The organism is Sphingorhabdus pulchriflava, from assembly GCF_003367235.1.
GTDB classification, from domain to species: domain Bacteria; phylum Pseudomonadota; class Alphaproteobacteria; order Sphingomonadales; family Sphingomonadaceae; genus Sphingorhabdus_B; species Sphingorhabdus_B pulchriflava.
In genome coordinates, this window is the sequence record NZ_QRGP01000002.1 from 319,112 (window position 1) to 338,839 (window position 19,728).

At 58.7% G+C, this 19,728-nt stretch carries 21 protein-coding genes; 10 read left to right on the forward strand and 11 right to left on the reverse strand.

Translation table 11 applies throughout. The features are described 5' to 3' along the window. The first annotated feature begins 3 nt into the window (after positions 1–3). From DXH95_RS12290 to DXH95_RS12310, 5 genes are all read left to right on the forward strand, one after another. Positions 4–1,155 carry a murein hydrolase activator EnvC family protein gene (locus tag DXH95_RS12290; RefSeq protein WP_115549821.1) on the forward strand — a complete coding sequence of 384 codons (1,152 nt, stop codon included), beginning with the start codon at positions 4–6 and terminating at the stop codon, positions 1,153–1,155. A gap of 111 nt (positions 1,156–1,266) precedes the next feature. Continuing rightward, entirely contained in the window at positions 1,267–2,619 is a 1,353-nt protein-coding gene (locus DXH95_RS12295) for a S41 family peptidase (RefSeq protein WP_115549822.1), read from the forward strand. Between the two features lie 20 nt (positions 2,620–2,639). Continuing rightward, complete coding sequence (locus tag DXH95_RS12300; RefSeq protein ID WP_115549823.1) at positions 2,640–3,119, forward strand: disulfide bond formation protein B; 480 nt, start codon at positions 2,640–2,642, stop codon at positions 3,117–3,119. Then, positions 3,116–3,640, forward strand: coding sequence for a demethoxyubiquinone hydroxylase family protein (locus tag DXH95_RS12305; RefSeq protein WP_115549824.1), 525 nt, complete (start codon positions 3,116–3,118; stop codon positions 3,638–3,640). The genes DXH95_RS12300 and DXH95_RS12305 overlap by 4 nt, the downstream gene beginning before the upstream one ends. Before the next feature lie 81 nt (positions 3,641–3,721). After that, complete coding sequence (locus DXH95_RS12310) at positions 3,722–4,303, forward strand: hypothetical protein (RefSeq protein ID WP_147291735.1); 582 nt, start codon at positions 3,722–3,724, stop codon at positions 4,301–4,303. Positions 4,304–4,309: 6 nt separating this feature from the next. Here the strand turns inward: DXH95_RS12310 and DXH95_RS12315 are convergent, their stop codons facing one another. The 6 genes from DXH95_RS12315 to DXH95_RS12340 all read right to left on the reverse strand — a co-directional run bounded on the left by DXH95_RS12315 (position 4,310) and on the right by DXH95_RS12340 (position 10,040). Next, on the reverse strand, positions 4,310–4,951 hold the full coding sequence (locus DXH95_RS12315; protein ID WP_239016638.1) for a TetR family transcriptional regulator: 642 nt from the start codon (positions 4,949–4,951) through the stop codon (positions 4,310–4,312). 56 nt (positions 4,952–5,007) lie between these two features. Continuing rightward, positions 5,008–5,880: a crotonase/enoyl-CoA hydratase family protein gene (locus tag DXH95_RS12320; RefSeq protein WP_115549826.1), complete on the reverse strand. Its 873-nt coding sequence runs from the start codon at positions 5,878–5,880 to the stop codon at positions 5,008–5,010. Positions 5,881–5,992: 112 nt separating this feature from the next. Further along, on the reverse strand, positions 5,993–6,775 hold the full coding sequence (locus DXH95_RS12325) for an SDR family NAD(P)-dependent oxidoreductase (RefSeq protein WP_115549827.1): 783 nt from the start codon (positions 6,773–6,775) through the stop codon (positions 5,993–5,995). Between the two features lie 112 nt (positions 6,776–6,887). Continuing rightward, positions 6,888–8,057, reverse strand: coding sequence for an acetyl-CoA C-acetyltransferase (locus DXH95_RS12330; protein WP_115549828.1), 1,170 nt, complete (start codon positions 8,055–8,057; stop codon positions 6,888–6,890). Positions 8,058–8,165: 108 nt separating this feature from the next. Continuing rightward, the gene (locus DXH95_RS12335; RefSeq protein ID WP_147291736.1) at positions 8,166–9,092 is read right to left on the reverse strand and encodes a hypothetical protein; all 927 of its coding nucleotides are present in this window, start codon (positions 9,090–9,092) and stop codon (positions 8,166–8,168) included. A gap of 42 nt (positions 9,093–9,134) precedes the next feature. After that, positions 9,135–10,040 (reverse strand): DMT family transporter, encoded by a 906-nt coding sequence (locus DXH95_RS12340; RefSeq protein WP_239016639.1) that lies wholly within the window; start codon positions 10,038–10,040, stop codon positions 9,135–9,137. A gap of 71 nt (positions 10,041–10,111) precedes the next feature. On the opposite strand from DXH95_RS12340, the gene DXH95_RS12345 reads away from it, so the two are divergent. Beyond that, entirely contained in the window at positions 10,112–11,422 is a 1,311-nt protein-coding gene (locus DXH95_RS12345) for a hemolysin family protein (protein WP_115550174.1), read from the forward strand. 57 nt (positions 11,423–11,479) lie between these two features. Here DXH95_RS12345 and DXH95_RS12350 read toward each other — a convergent pair whose 3' ends face one another. The 3 genes from DXH95_RS12350 to purD all read right to left on the reverse strand — a co-directional run bounded on the left by DXH95_RS12350 (position 11,480) and on the right by purD (position 14,050). After that, positions 11,480–12,340 carry a hypothetical protein gene (locus DXH95_RS12350; RefSeq protein ID WP_147291737.1) on the reverse strand — a complete coding sequence of 287 codons (861 nt, stop codon included), beginning with the start codon at positions 12,338–12,340 and terminating at the stop codon, positions 11,480–11,482. A 166-nt stretch (positions 12,341–12,506) separates the two neighbouring features. Beyond that, positions 12,507–12,773: a hypothetical protein gene (locus tag DXH95_RS12355; protein WP_115549831.1), complete on the reverse strand. Its 267-nt coding sequence runs from the start codon at positions 12,771–12,773 to the stop codon at positions 12,507–12,509. After that, a complete protein-coding gene (gene purD, locus DXH95_RS12360; protein ID WP_115549832.1) occupies positions 12,770–14,050 on the reverse strand; it encodes a phosphoribosylamine--glycine ligase in 1,281 nt (426 codons plus the stop codon). Before purD ends, DXH95_RS12355 begins: the two co-directional genes overlap by 4 nt. Positions 14,051–14,053: 3 nt before the next feature. On the opposite strand from purD, the gene xseA reads away from it, so the two are divergent. After that, positions 14,054–15,529, forward strand: a complete 1,476-nt coding sequence (gene xseA, locus DXH95_RS12365; protein ID WP_115549833.1) for an exodeoxyribonuclease VII large subunit — start codon at positions 14,054–14,056, stop codon at positions 15,527–15,529. Here xseA and DXH95_RS12370 read toward each other — a convergent pair. Further along, on the reverse strand, positions 15,526–15,906 hold the full coding sequence (locus DXH95_RS12370; RefSeq protein WP_181883670.1) for a SpoIIAA family protein: 381 nt from the start codon (positions 15,904–15,906) through the stop codon (positions 15,526–15,528). The genes xseA and DXH95_RS12370 overlap by 4 nt on opposite strands. A gap of 74 nt (positions 15,907–15,980) precedes the next feature. After that, entirely contained in the window at positions 15,981–16,685 is a 705-nt protein-coding gene (locus DXH95_RS12375) for a CHAP domain-containing protein (protein WP_115549835.1), read from the reverse strand. A 160-nt stretch (positions 16,686–16,845) separates the two neighbouring features. Here DXH95_RS12375 and DXH95_RS12380 point away from each other — a divergent pair, with 160 nt between their 5' ends. From DXH95_RS12380 to dxs, 3 genes are all read left to right on the forward strand, one after another. After that, positions 16,846–17,220: a MerC domain-containing protein gene (locus DXH95_RS12380; protein WP_115549836.1), complete on the forward strand. Its 375-nt coding sequence runs from the start codon at positions 16,846–16,848 to the stop codon at positions 17,218–17,220. Positions 17,221–17,268: 48 nt separating this feature from the next. After that, positions 17,269–17,733: a Fur family transcriptional regulator gene (locus tag DXH95_RS12385; RefSeq protein ID WP_115549837.1), complete on the forward strand. Its 465-nt coding sequence runs from the start codon at positions 17,269–17,271 to the stop codon at positions 17,731–17,733. A gap of 63 nt (positions 17,734–17,796) precedes the next feature. Further along, complete coding sequence (dxs, locus tag DXH95_RS12390; protein ID WP_115549838.1) at positions 17,797–19,728, forward strand: 1-deoxy-D-xylulose-5-phosphate synthase; 1,932 nt, start codon at positions 17,797–17,799, stop codon at positions 19,726–19,728.

The following is a 19,728-nucleotide window of genomic DNA, read 5'->3' on the forward strand; positions in this document are numbered from 1 at the left end:
CTGATGCTGGGTCAGGCGCGATATTTCGGATTGTCGTTGGCGGGTGTTGCGCTTTTGTCTGCTGCCGCAGCAGGCCAAAGCGATGTCGCGGCGTTGCGTGCAGCCAAAGAACGCGCCACAGCTGCTTCCGAACGGAGCGAGTTTCTGAGGCAGGAAGCTGCCAGTGCCGAAGCGACTGCCGACCGCTTTGTTGCCCGCCGTGCTGCGCTGGCTGCTGAAATAGATACCGCCAACGCGGAAATTACCGCTGCACGCGCGCGGATTGCCATCATTGCCCGGCGGCAAAAGGAACAGGCGGCTTTGCTGGGCGGGGCGAGCGCGCCGCTGATGCGGCTCAATGCCCTGCTCCAATCGATGACGCGCCAACCGGTTTCGCTGCTTCTCGCCCAACCGGGGGATCGGCGTGACTATATCCATCTGCGCGCGACGATGTCGGCCATCGAACCCGTCGTGGCGCGGCGCACGGCTGCGCTACGTCAGCAAATGGCGTTGCAACGGGAATTGGGTGTGCAGGAGCGCACCGCTATACGGTCGCTTGCTGTTGCTCGCACTAACCTTGATGAACGGCGGCAGTCGCTGGTTGCGCTGGAAAGTGGAACGCGGGGACGTGCGCTGACCCTCAACGCCGATGCGGCGCTCGAATTTGAACGGGCGATTGGCGAAGGCGAACGTGCACGCGATCTGGTCGAGCGCATCGACGCGGATCGCGAAAGTGGCCAGACTGCAGCCTTGCTTGCCACTTATGATGGCCCCTCGCCACGCAGGTCTGGTGACATGGTTCCGAAGCCTAAACAGAGCGCCTATATCCTGCCAGTGCGTGGACAAATTGTGGCTGGCTTTGGCGAATTGAACCCAACCGGCTATCGAGAGCGGGGCCTTAGGCTCAGCGTTGCCAAAACTGCTGCTTTGGTTGCACCCGCCGATGGTATCGTGACCTTCGCTGGCCGGTACCGCAGCTTTGGCAATATCATCATCATCGAACATGGCGGAGGCTGGTCGAGCCTGATCACCAATGTCGAACGCCTCGGTGTCGAAAAAGGTGCGCGTGTAAGGCAGGGCAGCAACATCGGGCAGGCGGGCAGCGAAGCGCCTGAAATCATGGTCGAACTGCGACGGAATGGCCGGATTATCGATATCGCCGCGCTTATCGGCTGATGCCGCTTGTCGGCCTCTGGACCACTTTCGTGGTAAACAGGCTTTCACCATCGGCTTCAATCACGATATAGCTGGAAAATTACGCGATCAGACTCGAAGGCGAATGCGCTTATGTACAGGAAAACGCTCGCAACCGGCATCACTGCCTTTGTCATTGGCGCTTTGGCGACGACCTCGCTGACCGCCCAGCAGCGCAAGGATGATCCGCTGCGCGACATGGACGAATTCATCGCGGTCTATAAAAAGGTTCGCGCAAACTATGTCGACAAGGTCGATGACGAGCAGCTGATGAAGGGTGCGATTCAGGGGATGCTCAACACCCTTGATCCGCACAGCGCCTTCCTCGATGAAAGCAATTTCCGTGATCTGCAGACGCAGATCGAAGGTGAATATGGCGGGCTTGGCTTGTCGGTGACGCAGGAAGATGGCGCCGTAAAGGTTATCGCCCCGACCGCAGACACCCCGGCCGACAAGGCAGGGATCAAGGCAGGCGACTATATCACCCATCTCGACGGCGAACTGATTGTCGGCGATTCGATTGACGATGCGGTAAACCGTATGCGTGGCGCGCCCGGTACATCGATCAAGCTCACCATTTTCCGCCCCGGCCGTGAAGAACCGTTCGATCTGACACTGACCCGCGCAATCATCGACCTGAAACCGGTCAAGTGGGAAGTCAAAGACAAGATTGGCGTCATCACCATCACCGGATTCTCGGAAGAAACCGGCGAAGATGTGGTCGCTGCAATCAAGGGCATAGAGCGCCAATTGGGCGCGAAACCGCAAGGCTATATTGTTGACCTGCGTTCCAACCCTGGCGGGATTTTGGAAGAAGCGGTCAAGGTCTCTGACGCCTTTCTAGACAAGGGCGAGATTGTTTCCGAACGTGGTCGTGACAAGGTCGTGGTCAGCCGCTGGTTTGCCGAACAGGCAATCAAGGGCGATGTGACGGGCGGCAAGCCTGTGATCGTGTTGGTTGACGCGGGCTCTGCCTCTGCGTCTGAAATCGTTGCTGGTGCATTGCAGGACCATCGCCGCGCGCTCGTTATGGGTGAACGCAGCTTTGGCAAAGGCTCGGTGCAGAACGTGTTGCCGCTCTCGCGTGAAACCGGCCTGCGCCTCACAGTCGCGCGCTATCACCTGCCGTCGGGCCGGTCGGTACAGGAAGGTGGCGTGAAGCCCGATGTGGCGGTGCCGCAGATTTCCGATCCCGATTATCGCAAGCGCGTCGCCGTTCGCGAATCCGATTTGCGCCGCCATCTGGTCAATGAAAATCTGGCCGACGACAAGAGCCTCGAGTCCGACGGCAAGGATGATCCGCGCTTTGCCATGACGCCCGAAGAGCTGAAAAAGCAGGGCATTGAGGATTTCCAGCTGCATTATGCGATGCAGACGCTGGAGCGTCTGGGAACGAAAGGCGCGCGCCTTGCTGAAACCAGCGCAAAGACTGGCAAGCGCAATTAGAGCCTGCTAGACACGCGCATATGACCGGTTTCGATCGTGCGCGCTGGCTTGCGCTTCTGCTTCCTTTCGGGCTCCTCGTCGGAGCTTATGTGTCACAATATATTGGCGGATTATATCCGTGCGAGATGTGCTGGTGGCAACGCTGGCCCCATTTTGCGGCGCTTCCTTTGGCGCTGGGTGCGTTTGTACTTCCGGGAGAAGGCAAGCGTCGCCTGTTCACAGCCTTGGCGGCGCTCGCCATCCTGACCAGTGGTCTTATCGGCGGCTATCATGCCGGGGTCGAATATGGCTGGTGGGAAGGTATAACCACCTGTTCGTCGACGGTTACTGCGGAAAGCGGAAAGGACGTGCTCGACGCCATATTGGATGCGCCGCTGATCCGCTGCGACATCGCACCGTGGACGCTATTTGGCATCTCGCTGGCTGGGTTCAACTTCCTGATTTCAACATTTGGTGCACTCGCCATCTTCGCGCTGTTGCGCAAGGGAGGGAAAGCATGATCGCCAATCAAGCCGCCAGCCGTTTGAGCATGATCCGCGTCGATCAGGCGGGCGAATATGGCGCCACGCGCATTTATGCAGGCCAATTGGCGATGTTGGGGGATCGCCACCCGGCCGCGCGCAGCATCGCACATATGGCTGAGCAGGAACGCCGCCATCTCGATGCCTTTGACCGGTTGATGGCCGAACGCGGCGTGCGCCCTACCGCGCTCCAGCCTTTCTGGAATGTCGCAGGTTTTGCGTTGGGCGCGGTGACCGCCGCCATTGGACCCGAGGCGGCGATGGCCTGCACTGTTGCGGTCGAAACCGAAATCGACGCCCATTATCGCGAACAGCTAGCTGAATTGGGAGAGAGCGATCCTTCGCTGTCTGCCATGATCGAGGAATTCCGTCAGGAAGAGGTTGAGCATAAGGAAACCGCGCTTGCCGCCGGGGCCGAGCAGGCCCCTGCCTATCCGTTGATGAGTGCGGCAATTCGTCTTGGCTGCCGGGCGGCGATTGCGCTTTCGAAGCGAATTTGACCGCCATCAATGTAGCGCTGAATTTCATTTGCCATTCATCCAGCAGCGCCTAAGCCCAAACCCAGATTCTGGAGTAACCCGATGACCAATCGTACAGCCCTCATATTTGGTGCCGCATGTGCACTCATGGCAACCCCGGTTTTTGCGCAAGAGGGGGAAGCGCCAGCCGCCACGCCCGATGCGGAAAAGATCAACATGGTCATTGTCTATGGCGAAGACGAATGTGCTGCGAGCACAGATGACCAGATCAATGTTTGCGCAAGGCTGTCCGAATCCGACCGCTATCGCATCCCGACCCAGTTGCGCGATGACCCCAATGACCCGAGTAAGGAGGCTTGGACCAATCGTGTTCTGGCCTATGAATATGTCGGTCGCGAAGGCACGATGAGCTGCAGCGCCTCAGGCGCCGGGGGCTTTACCGGCTGCGGACTGAAGCAAATTGACGCCGCCTATGCCGAGAAAAAGGAAGATCCCGGGCTGACTTTCGGCCGTATGATTGCGGCCGAGCGCAAGAAGCGCCTCGACACCATTGATGCTGAAGCGGCGCTCGTCGAAGAACGCGTCAAGCAGTTCGAAAAAGAGCGCGCCGAACGCGAAGCACGGATGGCAAACGAAGCGCCAGGGACGGAAAATCCCGACAGCGCACCGCCCCAGCCTGAATAAAGCCGTCTACTCGGCCAACAGGCCGCGCATGATCAATTCGATCGTATGTTCACGATAGGCGTCGCGCATCTCGGGAGAGATGTCATGCTGATCATAGCAATGCCGCAGTACTAGGCGTGCCGAGAAAAAGCGGTCCGCTGCACCGGTCAGCGAAAAATAGAAAAGCTGCGGGTCGACCGGACGGAATTTGCCGGCTTTTACGCCTTCCTCGATCAGCACATCATAAGCATCCGACAGCGGCTTCAGATAGCGTTCGGCAATACGCGCGGCCTCAATCGGCGCGGCATCGCGGACCATGCGCATCATCAAACGATTGAGATACGGGAAGGTGTAATAGGTGTCGATCACCCCGCTGATATGACGGCGAAGTTTTTCCTCGGGCGGCATATCCTTGGCGACCAGCGCATTGAGGTGGACCACGATATTTCCCATGTCGCGGTCGAGCAAGGCCAGCATCAGGCCGTTTTTGTTGCCGAAATAATATTTGACCAGCGCACTGTTCAGACCTGCGCGCAGGGACAATTCGGAAAGCGACAGGTCGATTGTGTCTCCTTCGCGCATGATTTCGCTTGCCGCTTCAAGCAGTTGTTCGCGTGCGCCACTTTGCGTCTCATTGGCGCTGGCTAGTTTCTGACCGTTTGTCGCCACGGCTTTACTCCCCCGGGGATGTAAGGTCGGGACTTATGCCCCGACCTTTTAATCGTTCAGTTATATACCGCTTCTTCCCACCAAGGGAAGAAGTCTGGCATATCTGTGGATACTTTGTCCGGATAATTGGGCGCGCGCTTTTCGAGGAAGCTTGAAATACCCTCTTTGGCGTCCCCCGAACGCGACCGGCGATAGATAGCGCGGCTGTCAATCTTGTGTGCTTCCATCGGGTGCGGCTGGGCCGAATTGCGCCACAGCATGTGACGGGTCAGCGCGACTGAAACAGGCGCGGTGTTGTCGGCAATTTCGCGCGCCAACTTCTGCGCTTCAGCCAGCAATTCGCCTGCCGGATGCACCGAACGGACCAATCCACCCTTCAGGGCTTCCTGCGCGTCGAAGATGCGACCGGTAAAGCACCATTCGAGCGCTTGTTGCGGGCCGACAAGGCGCGGCAGGAACCAGCTTGAGGCAGCTTCCGGTACGATGCCGCGACGGGAAAAGACAAAACCGAAACGCGCGGTTTCGCTGGCAAGACGGATATCCATGGCAAGCTGCATCGTAACGCCTATGCCGACAGCCGCGCCGTTGATGGCGGCAATCACCGGTTTCTTACATTCGTAGATACGCAGCGTCAGCAAACCACCGCCGTCGCGTACCCGGGCATCGGAAAGGTCGCTCACCTGCTCGCCGCTGGCAAAGACATGCTTACCGTCTTCGGGTGTCAGGTCAGCGCCGGCACAAAAGGCGCGATCGCCATGGCCGGTGACGATGACGGCGCGGACAGTGTCGTCGGCATCGATTGCGTCAAAGGCCGAGATCATCTCGTTCATCATCGTACCGGTAAAGGCGTTCATTTTATCTGGGCGGTGTAGCGTGATCGTCGCCACGCCATTGTCAACTTCGTACAATATCTGGGTGTAGTTGCTCATTCGGGCATCCTCTTGTAAAAAAGAAACCCCCCTCGCAGCGCGAGAGGGGTGTCATGGAAAGCGAGCCATTTAGCCGCTTTCGAAACTCCCGCATGCGGGAGCAGTCGGTAAATCAACGCGGAGCCATGCGGATGGCGCCGTCGAGGCGGACGTCTTCGCCGTTGAAATAGCCATTCTCGATCATCAGCATGGCAAGAGCAGCATATTCTTCCGGGTTGCCAAGACGCTTCGGATAGGGAACCGATGCACCGAGCGCGTCCTTCACCGGTTGCGGCGCCGCTGCGAGCAGCGGGGTGTTAAAGATACCCGGAAGGATGGTGTTGACGCGAATGGCTTCGTTCGAAAGGTCGCGTGCGATCGGCAGGGTCATACCGACAACGCCAGCCTTCGATGCCGAATAGGCAGCCTGACCGATCTGTCCGTCTTCAGCTGCGACCGAAGCGGTGTTGACGATCGCGCCGCGATCACCATCGGCCTGCGGGTCGAGGGTAAGCATGCCGGCAGCCGACTTGGCGATGCAGCGGAATGTGCCGATCAGATTGATCTGGATGATCCATTCGAAGGCCGAAACCGGGAAGTGCTTGATCGAGCCATCTTCCTTCGAACGGCTGGCGGTTTTGATCGCGTTGCCGGTACCGGCGCAGTTGACGAGGATGCGTTCCTGGCCATGCGCTGCACGTGCTTTGGCGAACGCGGCATCGACTTCTTCTTCGCTGGTCACATTGACCTTGCAGAATACGCCGCCCAGTTCGGCGGCCATGGCGTTGCCCTTTTCTTCGTTAAGGTCGAAAATCGCAACTTTGACGCCCTTTGCAGCGAGCGAACGTGCGGTTGCAGCGCCGAGGCCCGATGCGCCGCCGGTTACGACTGCTGCGACGGATGAGTCGAGTATCATTCTAATTTCCTTCTTGATCGTCGCCCCGGCGAAGGCCGGGGCCGTTGGAGGTTAATTCAATGGGTTTTGGGTAAACCGATAGCGGCCCCGGCCTTCGCCGGGGCGACGGCGGTTAAAGCCGTTCGATGATCGTGACGTTGGCCTGGCCACCGCCTTCGCACATTGTCTGCAGGCCATATTTGCCACCCTTGGCATCCAAAACGCCGAGCAGCGTTGCCATCAGCTTGGTGCCCGAAGCGCCGAGCGGGTGGCCGAGTGCGATCGCGCCGCCATGGACGTTGAGGCGATCATGCGATGCGCCGAGATATTTCAGCCATGCAAGCGGAACCGGGGCAAAGGCTTCGTTGACTTCATAGGCGTCGATATCTTCGATTTTGATGCCGGCTTTCTTCAACGCCTTTTCGGTGGCGAACAGTGGCTCTTCGAGCATGATGATCGGGTCACCTGCAGTCACCGAGATGTGGTGGATGCGCGCGCGCGGCGTCAGGCCATGATCCTTGAGTGCCTGTTCCGAAACGATCAAAGCGGCCGATGCGCCGTCGCAGATTTGCGAGCTGGAAGCCGCGGTGATCGAACCGCCTTCCTGTAGCAGCTTGACGCCCGAAATGCTCTCCATCGTGGCGTCGAAACGGATGCCTTCGTCAACCAGATGCACTTCCTTGCCTTCGGGGGTTTCGATTTCGATGCCGACGATTTCATTTTTGAAATGGCCTGCTTCGGTTGCGGCCTTGGCGCGCTGGTGGCTGGCGAGCGCGAAAGCGTCGAGATCATCCTTGGTGAAGCCATGCTTCTTGACGATCATTTCTGCGCCCGCGAACTGGCTGAACATGATACCTGGGAATTTCTCTTCGAGGCGCGGCGACTTATAGTTGCCGAGACCTTCCTTCATGAACAAGGTCGCAACCGAACCCATCGGCACGCGGGTCATGCTTTCGATGCCGCTGGCGAGCACAATATCCTGCGTGCCCGACATCACGGCCTGGGCGGCAAACATCATCGCTTGTTGCGACGAACCGCATTGACGGTCGATGGTGACGGCGGGGATGCTGTCAGGCAGCTTCGATGCCAGAACCGCATTGCGGCCAAGGTCCATCGTCTGCTGGCCACCTTGCGAGACGCAGCCGGTGATGACGTCGTCGATCGCTTTGGTGTCGAACTGGTTGCGGTCGGCAATCGCATCGAACACGGCAGCGCCGAGATCGACCGGGTGCACTCCGGCTAGCTTTCCACCGCGCCGCCCACCGGCGGTACGAACGGCATCGACAATATAAGCTGTGGCCATGACAGGACTCCTTTGTGTGATTTAATCGTGCGATTAAACCGAGTCTGTTCAGGGGTCAATGCCTATAGCGAACATAGGTCAGGTGTTTCTGAATGACGGGTTTTGAAATTAGGCTTTCAGCGCCGCAATCGCTTCCCTTGTGGTCCGCGAATAATTGCCCCAGCGATAGCGATAGGTGCCGATATAGTGCACAAAAGCGGGGCTTTCGGGCATCGGTTCATCCCAATGGTTGATGTAGCGATCATAGGGCAATTGCACCGGATCGGGATCATTCGCGATCACCCAGTTTGATGCGACCTGCTCGCTGCCCCATTGCCGCCAGGTGTTGCCGAGCCGCTCGTCCATTTGCTGCGAAAAGCGGGATACGGTGGCGCGACCGTCGCTGCTTTTGGCGAAACCCGCAAATCCTGCGCAACCGCGAATGTAGCGTCGAATGTCGGCATCGGGCAGCGTCTTCATTGCTGCTTCGGCATGCGCCTGTACATGATCGGTCGTAGGCCCATTGGCATGGAAAATCTGCGAGATCTCCCGTGCACTTTTGAATCCGTGCTGCGCCTCGTCCAGACCACCGGCCAGCGTGAAACTGCGGTTGGCATCTATGGCTGCGGCAATTTCGGGAACCGGGCCGGTGGTTACCGTATCCGAATCGAGCTGGATGACGAAATGGTTGCTTCGCCGATCGAGAATGGACAGCAATCGTTCCCAGCAATTGTCTTGGGGGCAGGGTGCAGTCTCGACATCGGCCTTCACGATGATTTCCGGATTGTCGCAATGCTTATCCAGAACAGCCCTGTCATCCGCAGTCAGCGTGCCGTCATCGAGCAGCACTATTTTACCGCGCGGCAAATGATGATGTAATGATTTGGCCGCCACCAGATAGGGTAAAAGCACAGCAGTGCCGATCATCGAAAACAGGATGAGTCCATCATCCTGCGCGACAATCGGGGGCGTATCCAATATGCCCTGCACCGCACGCTCATGCGCCCAGCTTCCGGCTTTTCGGCCTATCGCCGTGAGTATTTCCATCAGGGTCAACCGCTATTCCTTGTGCGTAACCAGCCGCACCTAGCGGGTTCCTTAGGCAGAAGCCATTTCGACATGATTAACAATCGCAGGTTTTACACGCGCGGCAATCAGGCTGCCGCCCACGATGAGCGCAGTTCCTATGAGCGTTGAAAGCGTAACCGGCTCGTCAAAGAACACCCAGCCAAACAGCACTGCCCAGACAAAGGCGGTGTATTCGACGGGGATCAATATCTGCGCCTCCGCCCGGGCATAAGCCCAACTCATTAGCAGCAGCGAAAAAATGGCGAGCGACGCGGCGGTCAACAGCATTGGAATCTTGGCTACTACCAATGGTGCCAGAAACCAGGGTGCGGCAAGCGCCAGAACGGACGCGGTTAGAAGATTCTGGAAAAAGGCGATTTCTATTGGCCCCGCTGCCTGCGCCTGTTGACGCGCAAGGATCAGATTATAGGCGAACAGCACGGCGGAAAAGAGCACGGCCAGCGCACCCCATAAGGCTTCGCTCGAATAATGCCCGCTGAATTTTCCATAAAGGATCACGCCAACCCCCGCGAGCCCGGCGATAGAGGCCAGAATCGCCTCACGACCTATTTTCTCACCCAGCAATATTGCGGCGAGATAGAGCGCGATGACGGGCGCGATGAACGATAGGCCAATCGCTTCGGCCAGCGGCAAAACCGCAATTGCCCAGAAAAAGCTGACCGCCATCCCCGCAACAATGAAGCTACGCCATAAATGGAGGCGCAGATTATCGCGCGCAGGCCAGCCCTGACCGGTTGTCACGAACAATAGACCTGCAATCAAAGTGCCGACCAAATTGCGCCAGAGCACCGCATTATAGGCCCCGACGCTCAGCGACAGATCCTTCATCGCCGCATCCATTAGCGAAAATGTGCCGACGCCTGCTGCGGCAACAGCGAACGCAATGGCGGGGTTGGTGGGGCGCAATGTCGACATGGGCATGCGCATAGGCACTGCCATGGGTCTTGCCAAGGGTGGCGGCCGCACACTATGTGCAGGGCAACACCATGGACCTTGACCCATTCCCCTGGCTTGATGCGCTTATAATTCTCGCGCTGATCGCCCTTAACGGCGTATTCGCGATGTCCGAACTGGCGATTGTGTCGTCGCGTCCGGCGCGGCTTCAGGCGATGGCCGAAGGCGGTAGCAGCGGCGCCGCAGCAGCAATTCATCTTTCAAAGGATCCCGGCCGGTTTCTCTCGACCGTGCAGATTGGTATCACCCTGATTGGTATCATCAACGGTGCCTATTCGGGTGCCAGCCTTGGTGGGCCGATGGGCGAGCGCATAGCCCTGCTAGGCCTCTTCAGCGACAAATGGTCGATGAACATCGGGTTTGGTCTGGTCATTGTCGCCACAACCTACGCCTCACTGGTGATTGGTGAGCTCGTGCCCAAGCAATTTGGCCTGGTGGCACCCGAACGGATAGCCGCACTGGTCGCGCGCCCTATGGAATGGCTTGCCCGGATCGCGGCTCCTTTTGTCTGGTTGCTCGACATATCCAGCCGCCTGATTTTCAAACTGCTGGGTCTCAACCGCGACAATCGCGATGCGCTGACCACCGAAGAATTGAAAGTCGTCTTCACTGAAGCAACGCACGCCGGAATTATCGAAGAGCATGAGCACAAGGTAATTTCGGGCGTAGTCCGCCTCGCCGACCGTCCAGTGCGCGAAGTCATGACCCCGCGCACCGAGGTCGATACCATCGCAGCAGACGCCAGCGCCGAAACGATCCGCGATCGCCTGTTACATTCGCCGCATACCCGACTGCCGGTGATGGGTGAGAGTGTCGATGACATTATCGGCGTGGTGCAGGCGCGTGATATCGTCGCGGCGCAAATAGAGGGCCGCCCGCTCGAATTGCGTTCGATGATGCGCAAGGCCGAAATCGTGCCCGACCAGCTTGACGCAATGGATGCGCTGGAATTTCTTCGTAAATCGGAAGTACCCATGTTGCTGGTGCATGACGAATATGGCCATTTCGAAGGCATCGTCACGCCCAATGACTTGCTTGCCGCGATCGCTGGCGAATTTGCCTCTGATCAGGAACAGGGGAGTGCGGCGAATATTATTGCGCTCGATGACGGCTCACTTCTGATCGACGGAGGTATGGCCGCTGATGCGATGGCGCAGGCGCTTGACATTCAATTGCCCGAAGACCGGGATTACGCAACCGCCGCTGGGCATGTGCTCCAGATCCTCCGTCACCTTCCGGAAGAGGGCGAGAGTTTTGTCGACAGCGGCTGGCATTTCGAGGTGGTCGATATGGACGGGCGCAAGATAGACAAATTACGTGTCCGAAAGGCCGAGGGGGCATAAAAAAGGCGGATGCTTTTTGAGCACCCGCCCTTTTTTGATTGGGTAAAGGCCTCTTGATCAGCCTTTGCTGATTTCGCTGCCCAGTGCGCCATATTTCTTTTCGAAACCGGCGATGTCGCCTGCGGCCAATAGTTTTGCCTGATCGACCCAATTGTCGCGCTTGATGCGACCAGCGAATGCGCCCAATTTTGAATCGATCTCGGCAATATCTGCATCCGACCAGCTGGCGATTTGCGAAAAACCGGTCACGCCGAGAGTTTTGAGTTGGGCAACCAGCTTTGGCCCGACGCCTTTGAGCAATTCGACATTGTCGGGGATTGCGGGTTTGACAGCTGGCTTGGCTGCTGACTTTGCCTTTGCTTTTGTTGTCGTCGATTTAGCTGACGATTTGGCGGCGGCAAGGGCGGGTGCAGCCTTGGGTTTCGGCGCCGGGGTGGTTTTGGGCTTTGGCTCCGCCTTGGCCTTTGTGACAGCAGCAGCAGGCTTGGGTTTCGTCTCGCTTTTGGCCTTGGCAGGTGTGGGGGCTGCTTTTGCTGCTGCCTTGGTTGCGGCCGATTTCGCGACGGCTTTGGCTGCGGGCTTATCCTTCGCGTCAGGCTTGGCTTTGGGCGCAACAACTTTTGCTGGGGAAGGCGCTTTTTTGGCAGGCTCTGCCTTAGCCTTGGCCGGAGTTTTGGCCATCGCTTTCGCTTTAGTGGCTGGGGCAGCCTTCCCTGCGTCCATCAGCGGCGCAGGCTTTATAACGGCTGGCTCAGGCTCGGCAATTTTCGGGGCTACTGGTGGGGAGACCGTCTTTGTTGGCGGCTCAATCTTGGCAGCAGGTTTGGTCGGCTCGACGGGCTTGCGCGGCCAGGCGAACCAGATGATGGCGAGAACCGCCGCGACGATCAGCAAAATTACCAAAGCATTAGAACTCACTGGAATTTCCCCTCTGCGTATAAATTTGGACGTACAAACCTCGCGGCCTGCATACCCGCGCCGGATTGGCGATTCTGGTCAATCTAACTTAACCGGACATGGCAATCTGTCCAGTATTCGCGGTTAACCGCATTATTTGCGGAAAAACTCCGAAGCCTATGCTGTCTTAGCGGACATGCTCGACCAGATATTTGGCGGTTCGCAGGTCGCAGTCCAGTTGCTCGCGCACAAGTTTGATCGCTTCGATTTTGCGTCCATCGGCGCGATACAGCAGCACGAGAGCTTTCAGATCGCCATGCAGTTCGCGGGGTTCGATTGGCTGTACCGGTTCAATCTGCAGCTTCCGCCGCCGATTCAAAATCCATGACAGAACGACACCGGCGAACAGCCCCAAGGCGAACGACAACCAGTCAAATTCGCCATCACCAGTCATTTGGCATCGGTCCTTTCGCGGGCCACTTCGCGCCAGCCAATGTCGCGACGGCAAAAGCCGCTTGGGAAGTCTATTGCCTCGACTGCCGCGTAGGCGGCCGCCTGTGCCTCGGTCACCGTGCCTCCTGTTGCAGTCACATTGAGGACGCGGCCACCATTGGCGGTCAACTGGCCATTCGTGATGGCCGTTCCCGCATGAAAGACGCGGGCATCGCCGACGTTGCCAAACTTTATATGGCCGCCCTTTTCAGGTGTTCCGGGATAGCCATTGGCTGCCATTACGACGGTTAGGGCATAGTCCTCGGATAATTCAGGTCTGTCGGCGTTGGCCAGTCCGCCCTCGGAGGCTGCGGCCTGCAGCAATTCGACCAGATCGCCCTCGAACCGCATCATCAGCACCTGGCATTCGGGATCGCCAAACCGGCAATTATACTCGATCAGTTTGGGCCCCTCGGAAGTCAGCATCAGCCCTGCGAAGAACACACCGCTATAGGGGCGACCATCCCGCGCCATCGCCTTGACCGTGGGGTCGATGATGCGCTGCATCACTTCCGTTTCAAGTGCGTCAGTAAAGACAGGCGCAGGCGAATAAGCCCCCATACCACCGGTATTGGGCCCGGTGTCGCCGTCGCCGACACGCTTATGATCTTGTGCCGAGCCGAAAGGAATAACATGGGTTCCGTCGCTGATCGCAAAGAAACTCACTTCTTCGCCGGTCATGAATTCCTCAATCACGACCTCCGCGCCGGCGTCGCCAAAGCCGCCTTCGAACATATGTTCGATAGCCTCGCGTGCTTCGTCAGCGGTTTCAGCTATGATTACGCCTTTGCCCGCAGCGAGCCCGTCTGCCTTGATAACAACGGGCAACCCGAAACGGGCAAGATCTGCATGTGCTTTTGCCTTGTCGGTATGACGGGCATAGGCCGCAGTCGGAATATTTTCTCGCGCGCAGAGGTCTTTGACGAAGCCTTTGGATCCTTCGAGGACTGCCGCATTGGCATTCGGCCCAAAGACCTTGATGCCCGCCCCGCGAAGGCTGTCTCCCAAACCGTCGACCAAGGGTGCCTCGGGACCGACCACGACGAAGGTTATGGCATTGGCTGTGCAAAAATCCACAATTGCGGCGTGATCGGAAACGTCGATTGCCACCAGTTCCGCAACTTCACCAATTCCGGGGTTGCCGGGGCAGGCAAACAGTTTATCGCAACTCGGCGATTGCGAAAGCCGCCACGCCAGCGCATGTTCGCGACCACCCGAACCGATGAGCAAGATATTCAAGCGATGGACTCCCCATTTCCCGACGAAGAAGGCAATTCGCGGCTGTTAGCCGAGGCCAAGGCTGGCAGCAATGCCCCAGCCTTGTCGGTGTCGGAAATTTCGAATGCCCTGAAACGCACCGTTGAAGATCGCTTCGGTCATGTCCGTGTGCGGGGTGAAATTTCGGGCTTTAAGCGCGCCGCATCCGGCCATCTATATTTCAGCCTGAAAGATACCGATGCCAAACTCGATGGGGTGATGTGGAAGGGCAATGCCGGACGGCTTCCCTTTGCGCCAGAAGACGGGCTGGAGGTGATCGCGACGGGCAAGCTCACGACCTATGCAGGGCGTTCAAGCTATCAAATAGTCGCGGACCGGATGGAGCTTGCCGGTGAAGGCGCGCTGATGCTGCTCTTTGAAAAACTCAAGGCGCGGTTGGCGGCAGAGGGATTGTTCGATGGCGCGCGCAAATGCCCGATCCCTTATCTGCCGCGCACCATCGGTATCGTAACTTCGCCAACCGGTGCAGTGATTCGCGACATGATGCACCGGCTGGAAGATCGTTTTCCCAGCCATGTCATCCTGTGGCCGGTGATGGTGCAAGGTGATGGCGCGGCGGCGCAGATTGCGGCGGCGGTGCGTGGTTTTTCGGCGATGCCCGAAGACGGACCCATTCCCCGTCCCGACCTGTTGATCGTGGCGCGCGGCGGCGGCTCGATCGAGGATCTGTGGGCGTTTAACGAAGAAGTCGTGATTCGTGCCGTTGCCGGATCTTCCATCCCCGTCATTTCGGCGGTCGGGCACGAGACCGACACCACCCTGTGCGATTATGCGGCCGATTTGCGCGCACCGACACCCAGTGCCGCTGCCGAGATGGCGGTGCCCGTGCGGCTCGATCTGGCAGAGCGCCTTTCGGGTGCGGAGATGCGGCTGACAGGCGGCTTGCGGCGATTGCTGCAGCGTTCGATGGAACGGCTGGAAAATCTGCGCAGGCTGATGCCGAATGCCCAGGATATTGTTGCGAACCGTCAGCAGCGCGCGGATGATTTGAACGAGCGGCTCCGGCGCGGACTGGAACGGCGCGCCGATCTCGCAAAGATTGCCTTTGTCGGCGTCTCCGCGCGCTTAAATCCAGCCTTGTTGTCGCGCCCGCTCGACCGGCAGCGCGAACGGTTGGGCGCAATGCGGCTGACGACGGTATCGCTGCAGCGGCGAGTGATTGAAGGGCGATCGCGGCTCTCGGGTATCGAAAGGCTGTTGGCGTCGCTCCACCCGGAGGCCCCCCTGCAACGTGGTTTTGCGCGAATTACATCAGCCGATGGCAAGACGACGATCATGAATAGCGCGCAGGCGCAGGCGGCTGGTCAAGTGCGGATCAACTTTGCCGACGGCTCGATTGCTGCCGACATATCGGGTGCTGACACGCCTCGCGCGCCAATCGCCCCAAAACCAAGCCGCCCTAAAGCTGCGGGGCAACACGACCTATTCGGCGAAGGTTAGTCTGCCGATTTGGCGTGATCGCCGATTTTCGCCCAGGTGCGGGCATATTCCAGCTGGTCGAGCCCGAAGGTGCGGATTGCCACAGGATAGAAAGGCGCGAACATCCGCGTTACCGGGCCGACCCATCCGCTGTCGCTAACCACGGCAGCGCGATGGATGAAGTTGCGGTGCGATAGGTGGAAGAGCAGGTCTTTCCACCACACTTGCGGCTCGACCCAACCGATATCGCGAACGACTTCAACAACGTTCAACTGCTCGTGCGTCTTGAGCAACTCGTCGACCGCCGCGACCGCCGCTTCATAATCGGCCTTATGAATGACGCCGTCCACGGTTAGTTCGAGATATCCGGCTTTGGCGTCTGTTTCGACTTTGAGCATGGCAGAGTCCTTTCTTGTTAAAGACAGGATGGAATCCGGGCTGCCTGATGTCATTGACTACAGTCAAATAGTGGTCAGCTTTTGCGGGCGCGCTTTGCCTCTTTTTTTGCGGCGTTGTCGATTTCCGAAAGCAGGCCAGTCGATAGTGTGAACCCGGCGGTCTTGGCAGCTGTTTTGGGCGCTGAAGCTGTTGCGAAGCGCACAGCCGGTCGTTCCGGTTTTGCGGTATCGAGGACAGCCGGTTTCGCCGAAGGTCGCGACGGTGGTGTTTTGGCGAGGACGGCGGCAAGCGCGGCGCGTGCCTCTTTCTCCTTGCGGGTCTTTTCCGGATAGATGAATCCGTGCAGTGGCCATTCATTGCCACCCAGCGCACTGTTCGGGGTGTACCAGACGCGGACGCGGCTCCAGTCATTATCTTCGGACACGTCGATCACGCGCACATCTTCCTCGATATGGCCGCGCATTCCGTCGATGGTCGACCAGTTGGCGTGGCTGATGAGGAGCGTGCGCTTGTCAATCACCTTGCGCACTGCGGCGACATGGCCGAGCCGCATATTGCCGTGCGGACGAAACGCCATCACGGCCCCAACCTTGGGTTGATCGCCGCGTTGATACCGGCCCTCGGCTTGATTCCACCACGTATGGGCATCGCCGAAAATCGTCACACCGGTTAGCGCGCGGGCAAAAGGCACGCATTGCAGCCCTTCATAGAGCGCATTGGCTGGGCTCGCGGCAAGGGCAAGAGCTATCAGGGTAGGAGCGAGCAAGGATTTGCGCATAACGTGGCACGTAACCGCGCCATGCTCAAATTGTGGCTAATTCTTATGGTTAACGATGGTGTAACATCTTGTGCACGACGATTTCAGCGTCAGCATCGCTAAATGATATGTTGTAACGTCGGACGGAAAATGTCATACAGCGACTCAGGAAGGCAGAAACGTGATCGCATTGCAGGCATATTGGCGTGAAAAGCGCTGGGACGGGCTCGGTCTGAGCCTCGCCGGCTTGTGCCTTGTCCATTGCCTCGCCACTTCTATCATGCTTGCGCTGCTGGCTTCGGCAGGCGGTTTCCTGTTTTCTCCAATCATCCATGAGGCAGGCCTTGGGCTTGCCATTGTTTTTGGTATTTTTGCTTTGGTTAAGGGCATGATTGAGCATGGCTTCATGCTGCCTGCCGCAATTGGCTCGCTCGGCATTGGCGTGATGTCCGGCGCGCTGACCCTGCCGCATGGCGGGACCGAGATCGTCTATACGATGGTTGGCGTAGCCATATTGGCGCTCGGCCACGACCTCAACTTGCGCGCCTCGCGCTAAAGCCAGCGCGGCCTTGCCCCCGGGGCGGAAAAGGCCTAAATTCGAAAAATGGCGACGCACGCACATCATCATCACGAACATCATGGGCACGATCTGGCCGATGCTGCGCAAAAAGCGCTGACGGCGGCTGGCGAGCAGTGGACAGATATGCGCGCAGATATCTTTGCGGTGCTGGCAACCTTCGACAAGCCCGCCTCCGCCTACGACATAGCCGACCTCGTCTCGCAAAAACGCGGCAAGCGGGTGGCACCGAACAGCGTCTATCGCATCCTTGACCTGTTTGTATCGAACAACCTCGCGAGCCGGGTGGAAAGCGCCAACGCCTATCTCGCCAATGCGCATCCGGGGTGCCTGCACGATTGCATCTTCCTGATTTGCGACACCTGCGGCAGCGCGACGCATATCGATGATGACAGCCTGACCGGCAATGTCCGCAAGGCTGCCGAGGCCGCCGGGTTCCATGCGGTTCGCCCCGTTGTCGAGGTGCGCGGCACCTGTGCGGACTGCGATTAGATAAGTGCTACGGGCAAATAACCCGTTCGACACATCCTCCAAACATCGTTAAAGCTGCCTTGCATGACTGATACACCCGTCACGCCCTTGCTCGACAAGGTCAAGATTCCCGCAGATCTCCGAAAGCTGGAACCTTCCCAACTTCGCCAATTTGCTGATGAACTGCGCTCTGAAACAATCAGTGCCGTTTCGGTGACCGGCGGGCATCTGGGTGCCGGGCTGGGTGTGGTCGAGCTGACCACCGCGATCCATTATGTGTTCAACACCCCCGAAGACCGGCTGGTCTGGGATGTCGGTCACCAATGCTATCCGCACAAGATCCTGACCGGACGTCGCGATCGTATCCGCACATTGCGCACTGGCGGTGGGCTGTCAGGCTTTACCAAGCGAACCGAGAGCGAATATGATCCGTTCGGCGCAGCGCACAGCTCGACCTCTATTTCGGCCGCGCTCGGTTTCGCCATTGCCAACAAGCTGAACGACAAACCTGGCAAGGCGATTGCGGTGATCGGCGATGGTTCGATGTCGGCGGGCATGGCCTATGAGGCGATGAACAACGCGCAGGCAGCGGGCAATCGCTTGGTCGTCATCCTGAACGATAATGACATGTCGATCGCGCCGCCGGTGGGCGGGCTTTCAGCCTATCTGGCGCGGCTGGTTTCGTCGCGGCCCTTCCTGTCGTTGCGCGAAGTCGCCAAGCGCATCTCGCGCAAATTGCCCGAGCCGCTGCACATCGCCGCCCGCAAGACCGACGAGTTTGCGCGCGGTATGGCGATGGGCGGCACCTTGTTCGAGGAACTAGGCTTTTACTATGTCGGCCCGATCGACGGGCACAATCTCGACCATCTGATTCCCGTCCTTGAAAATGTCCGCGATGCGGCAGAGGGGCCGTGCCTGATCCATGTCGTCACCAAAAAAGGCCATGGCTATGCCCCAGCCGAGGCGGCGCCGGACAAATATCATGGCGTCGTCAAGTTCGACGTCGTCACCGGCAAACAGGACAAGGGCCCAGGCGGCGGCCCGCCTGCTTATCAGAATGTCTTCGGGGAAACGCTCGCCAAGCTGGCCGAGACCGACGACCGCATTGTGGCAATCACCGCTGCGATGCCCAGCGGTACAGGCGTCGACAAATTCGCGCAGGCACACCCGACCCGTTCCTTCGACGTTGGCATTGCCGAACAGCATGCGGTGACCTTTGCTGCGGGATTGGCTGCGCAGGGGATGCGCCCCTTCTGCGCCATCTATTCGACCTTCCTGCAGCGCGCCTATGATCAGGTGGTGCACGATGTTTGCATCCAGAACCTGCCGGTGCGCTTTGCAATCGACCGCGCCGGATTGGTCGGCGCGGATGGCAGCACCCATGCCGGCTCGTTCGATGTCACCTATCTGGCGACTCTGCCCAATATGGTGGTGATGGCTGCTGCCGACGAAGCGGAACTGGCGCATATGACCTATACCGCTGCACTCCATGACAGTGGCCCGATCGCCTTCCGCTACCCGCGTGGCAATGGCACCGGCGTGGCGCTGCCCGAAGTGCCGAAGCGGCTCGAAATCGGCAAGGGCCGGGTGGTACGTGAAGGCAAGTCCGTCGCAATTCTGTCGCTGGGCACGCGTCTGGCAGAGGCCTTGAAGGCGGCTGATACGCTCGACGCCAAGGGGCTATCGACCACGGTCGCTGACTTGCGCTTCGTCAAGCCGCTCGATGAAGAACTGATCCGCCGTTTGATGGCGACGCATGAGGTGGTGGTAACGGTGGAGGAAGCCTCGATCGGTGGACTCGGTGCGCATGTGCTGACGCTGGCGAGTGACTTGGGCCTCACCGATGCGGGTCTCAAAATCCGTACGATGCGGTTACCGGACAAGTTCCAGGAACATGACAATCCGCAAAAGCAATATGACGAAGCAGGCCTCAACGCACCGCAGATCGTCGACACAGTGCTGAAAGCTTTGCGCCACAACAGCGCAGGCGTGGAGGAAGCTGGGGTCAGGGCTTGA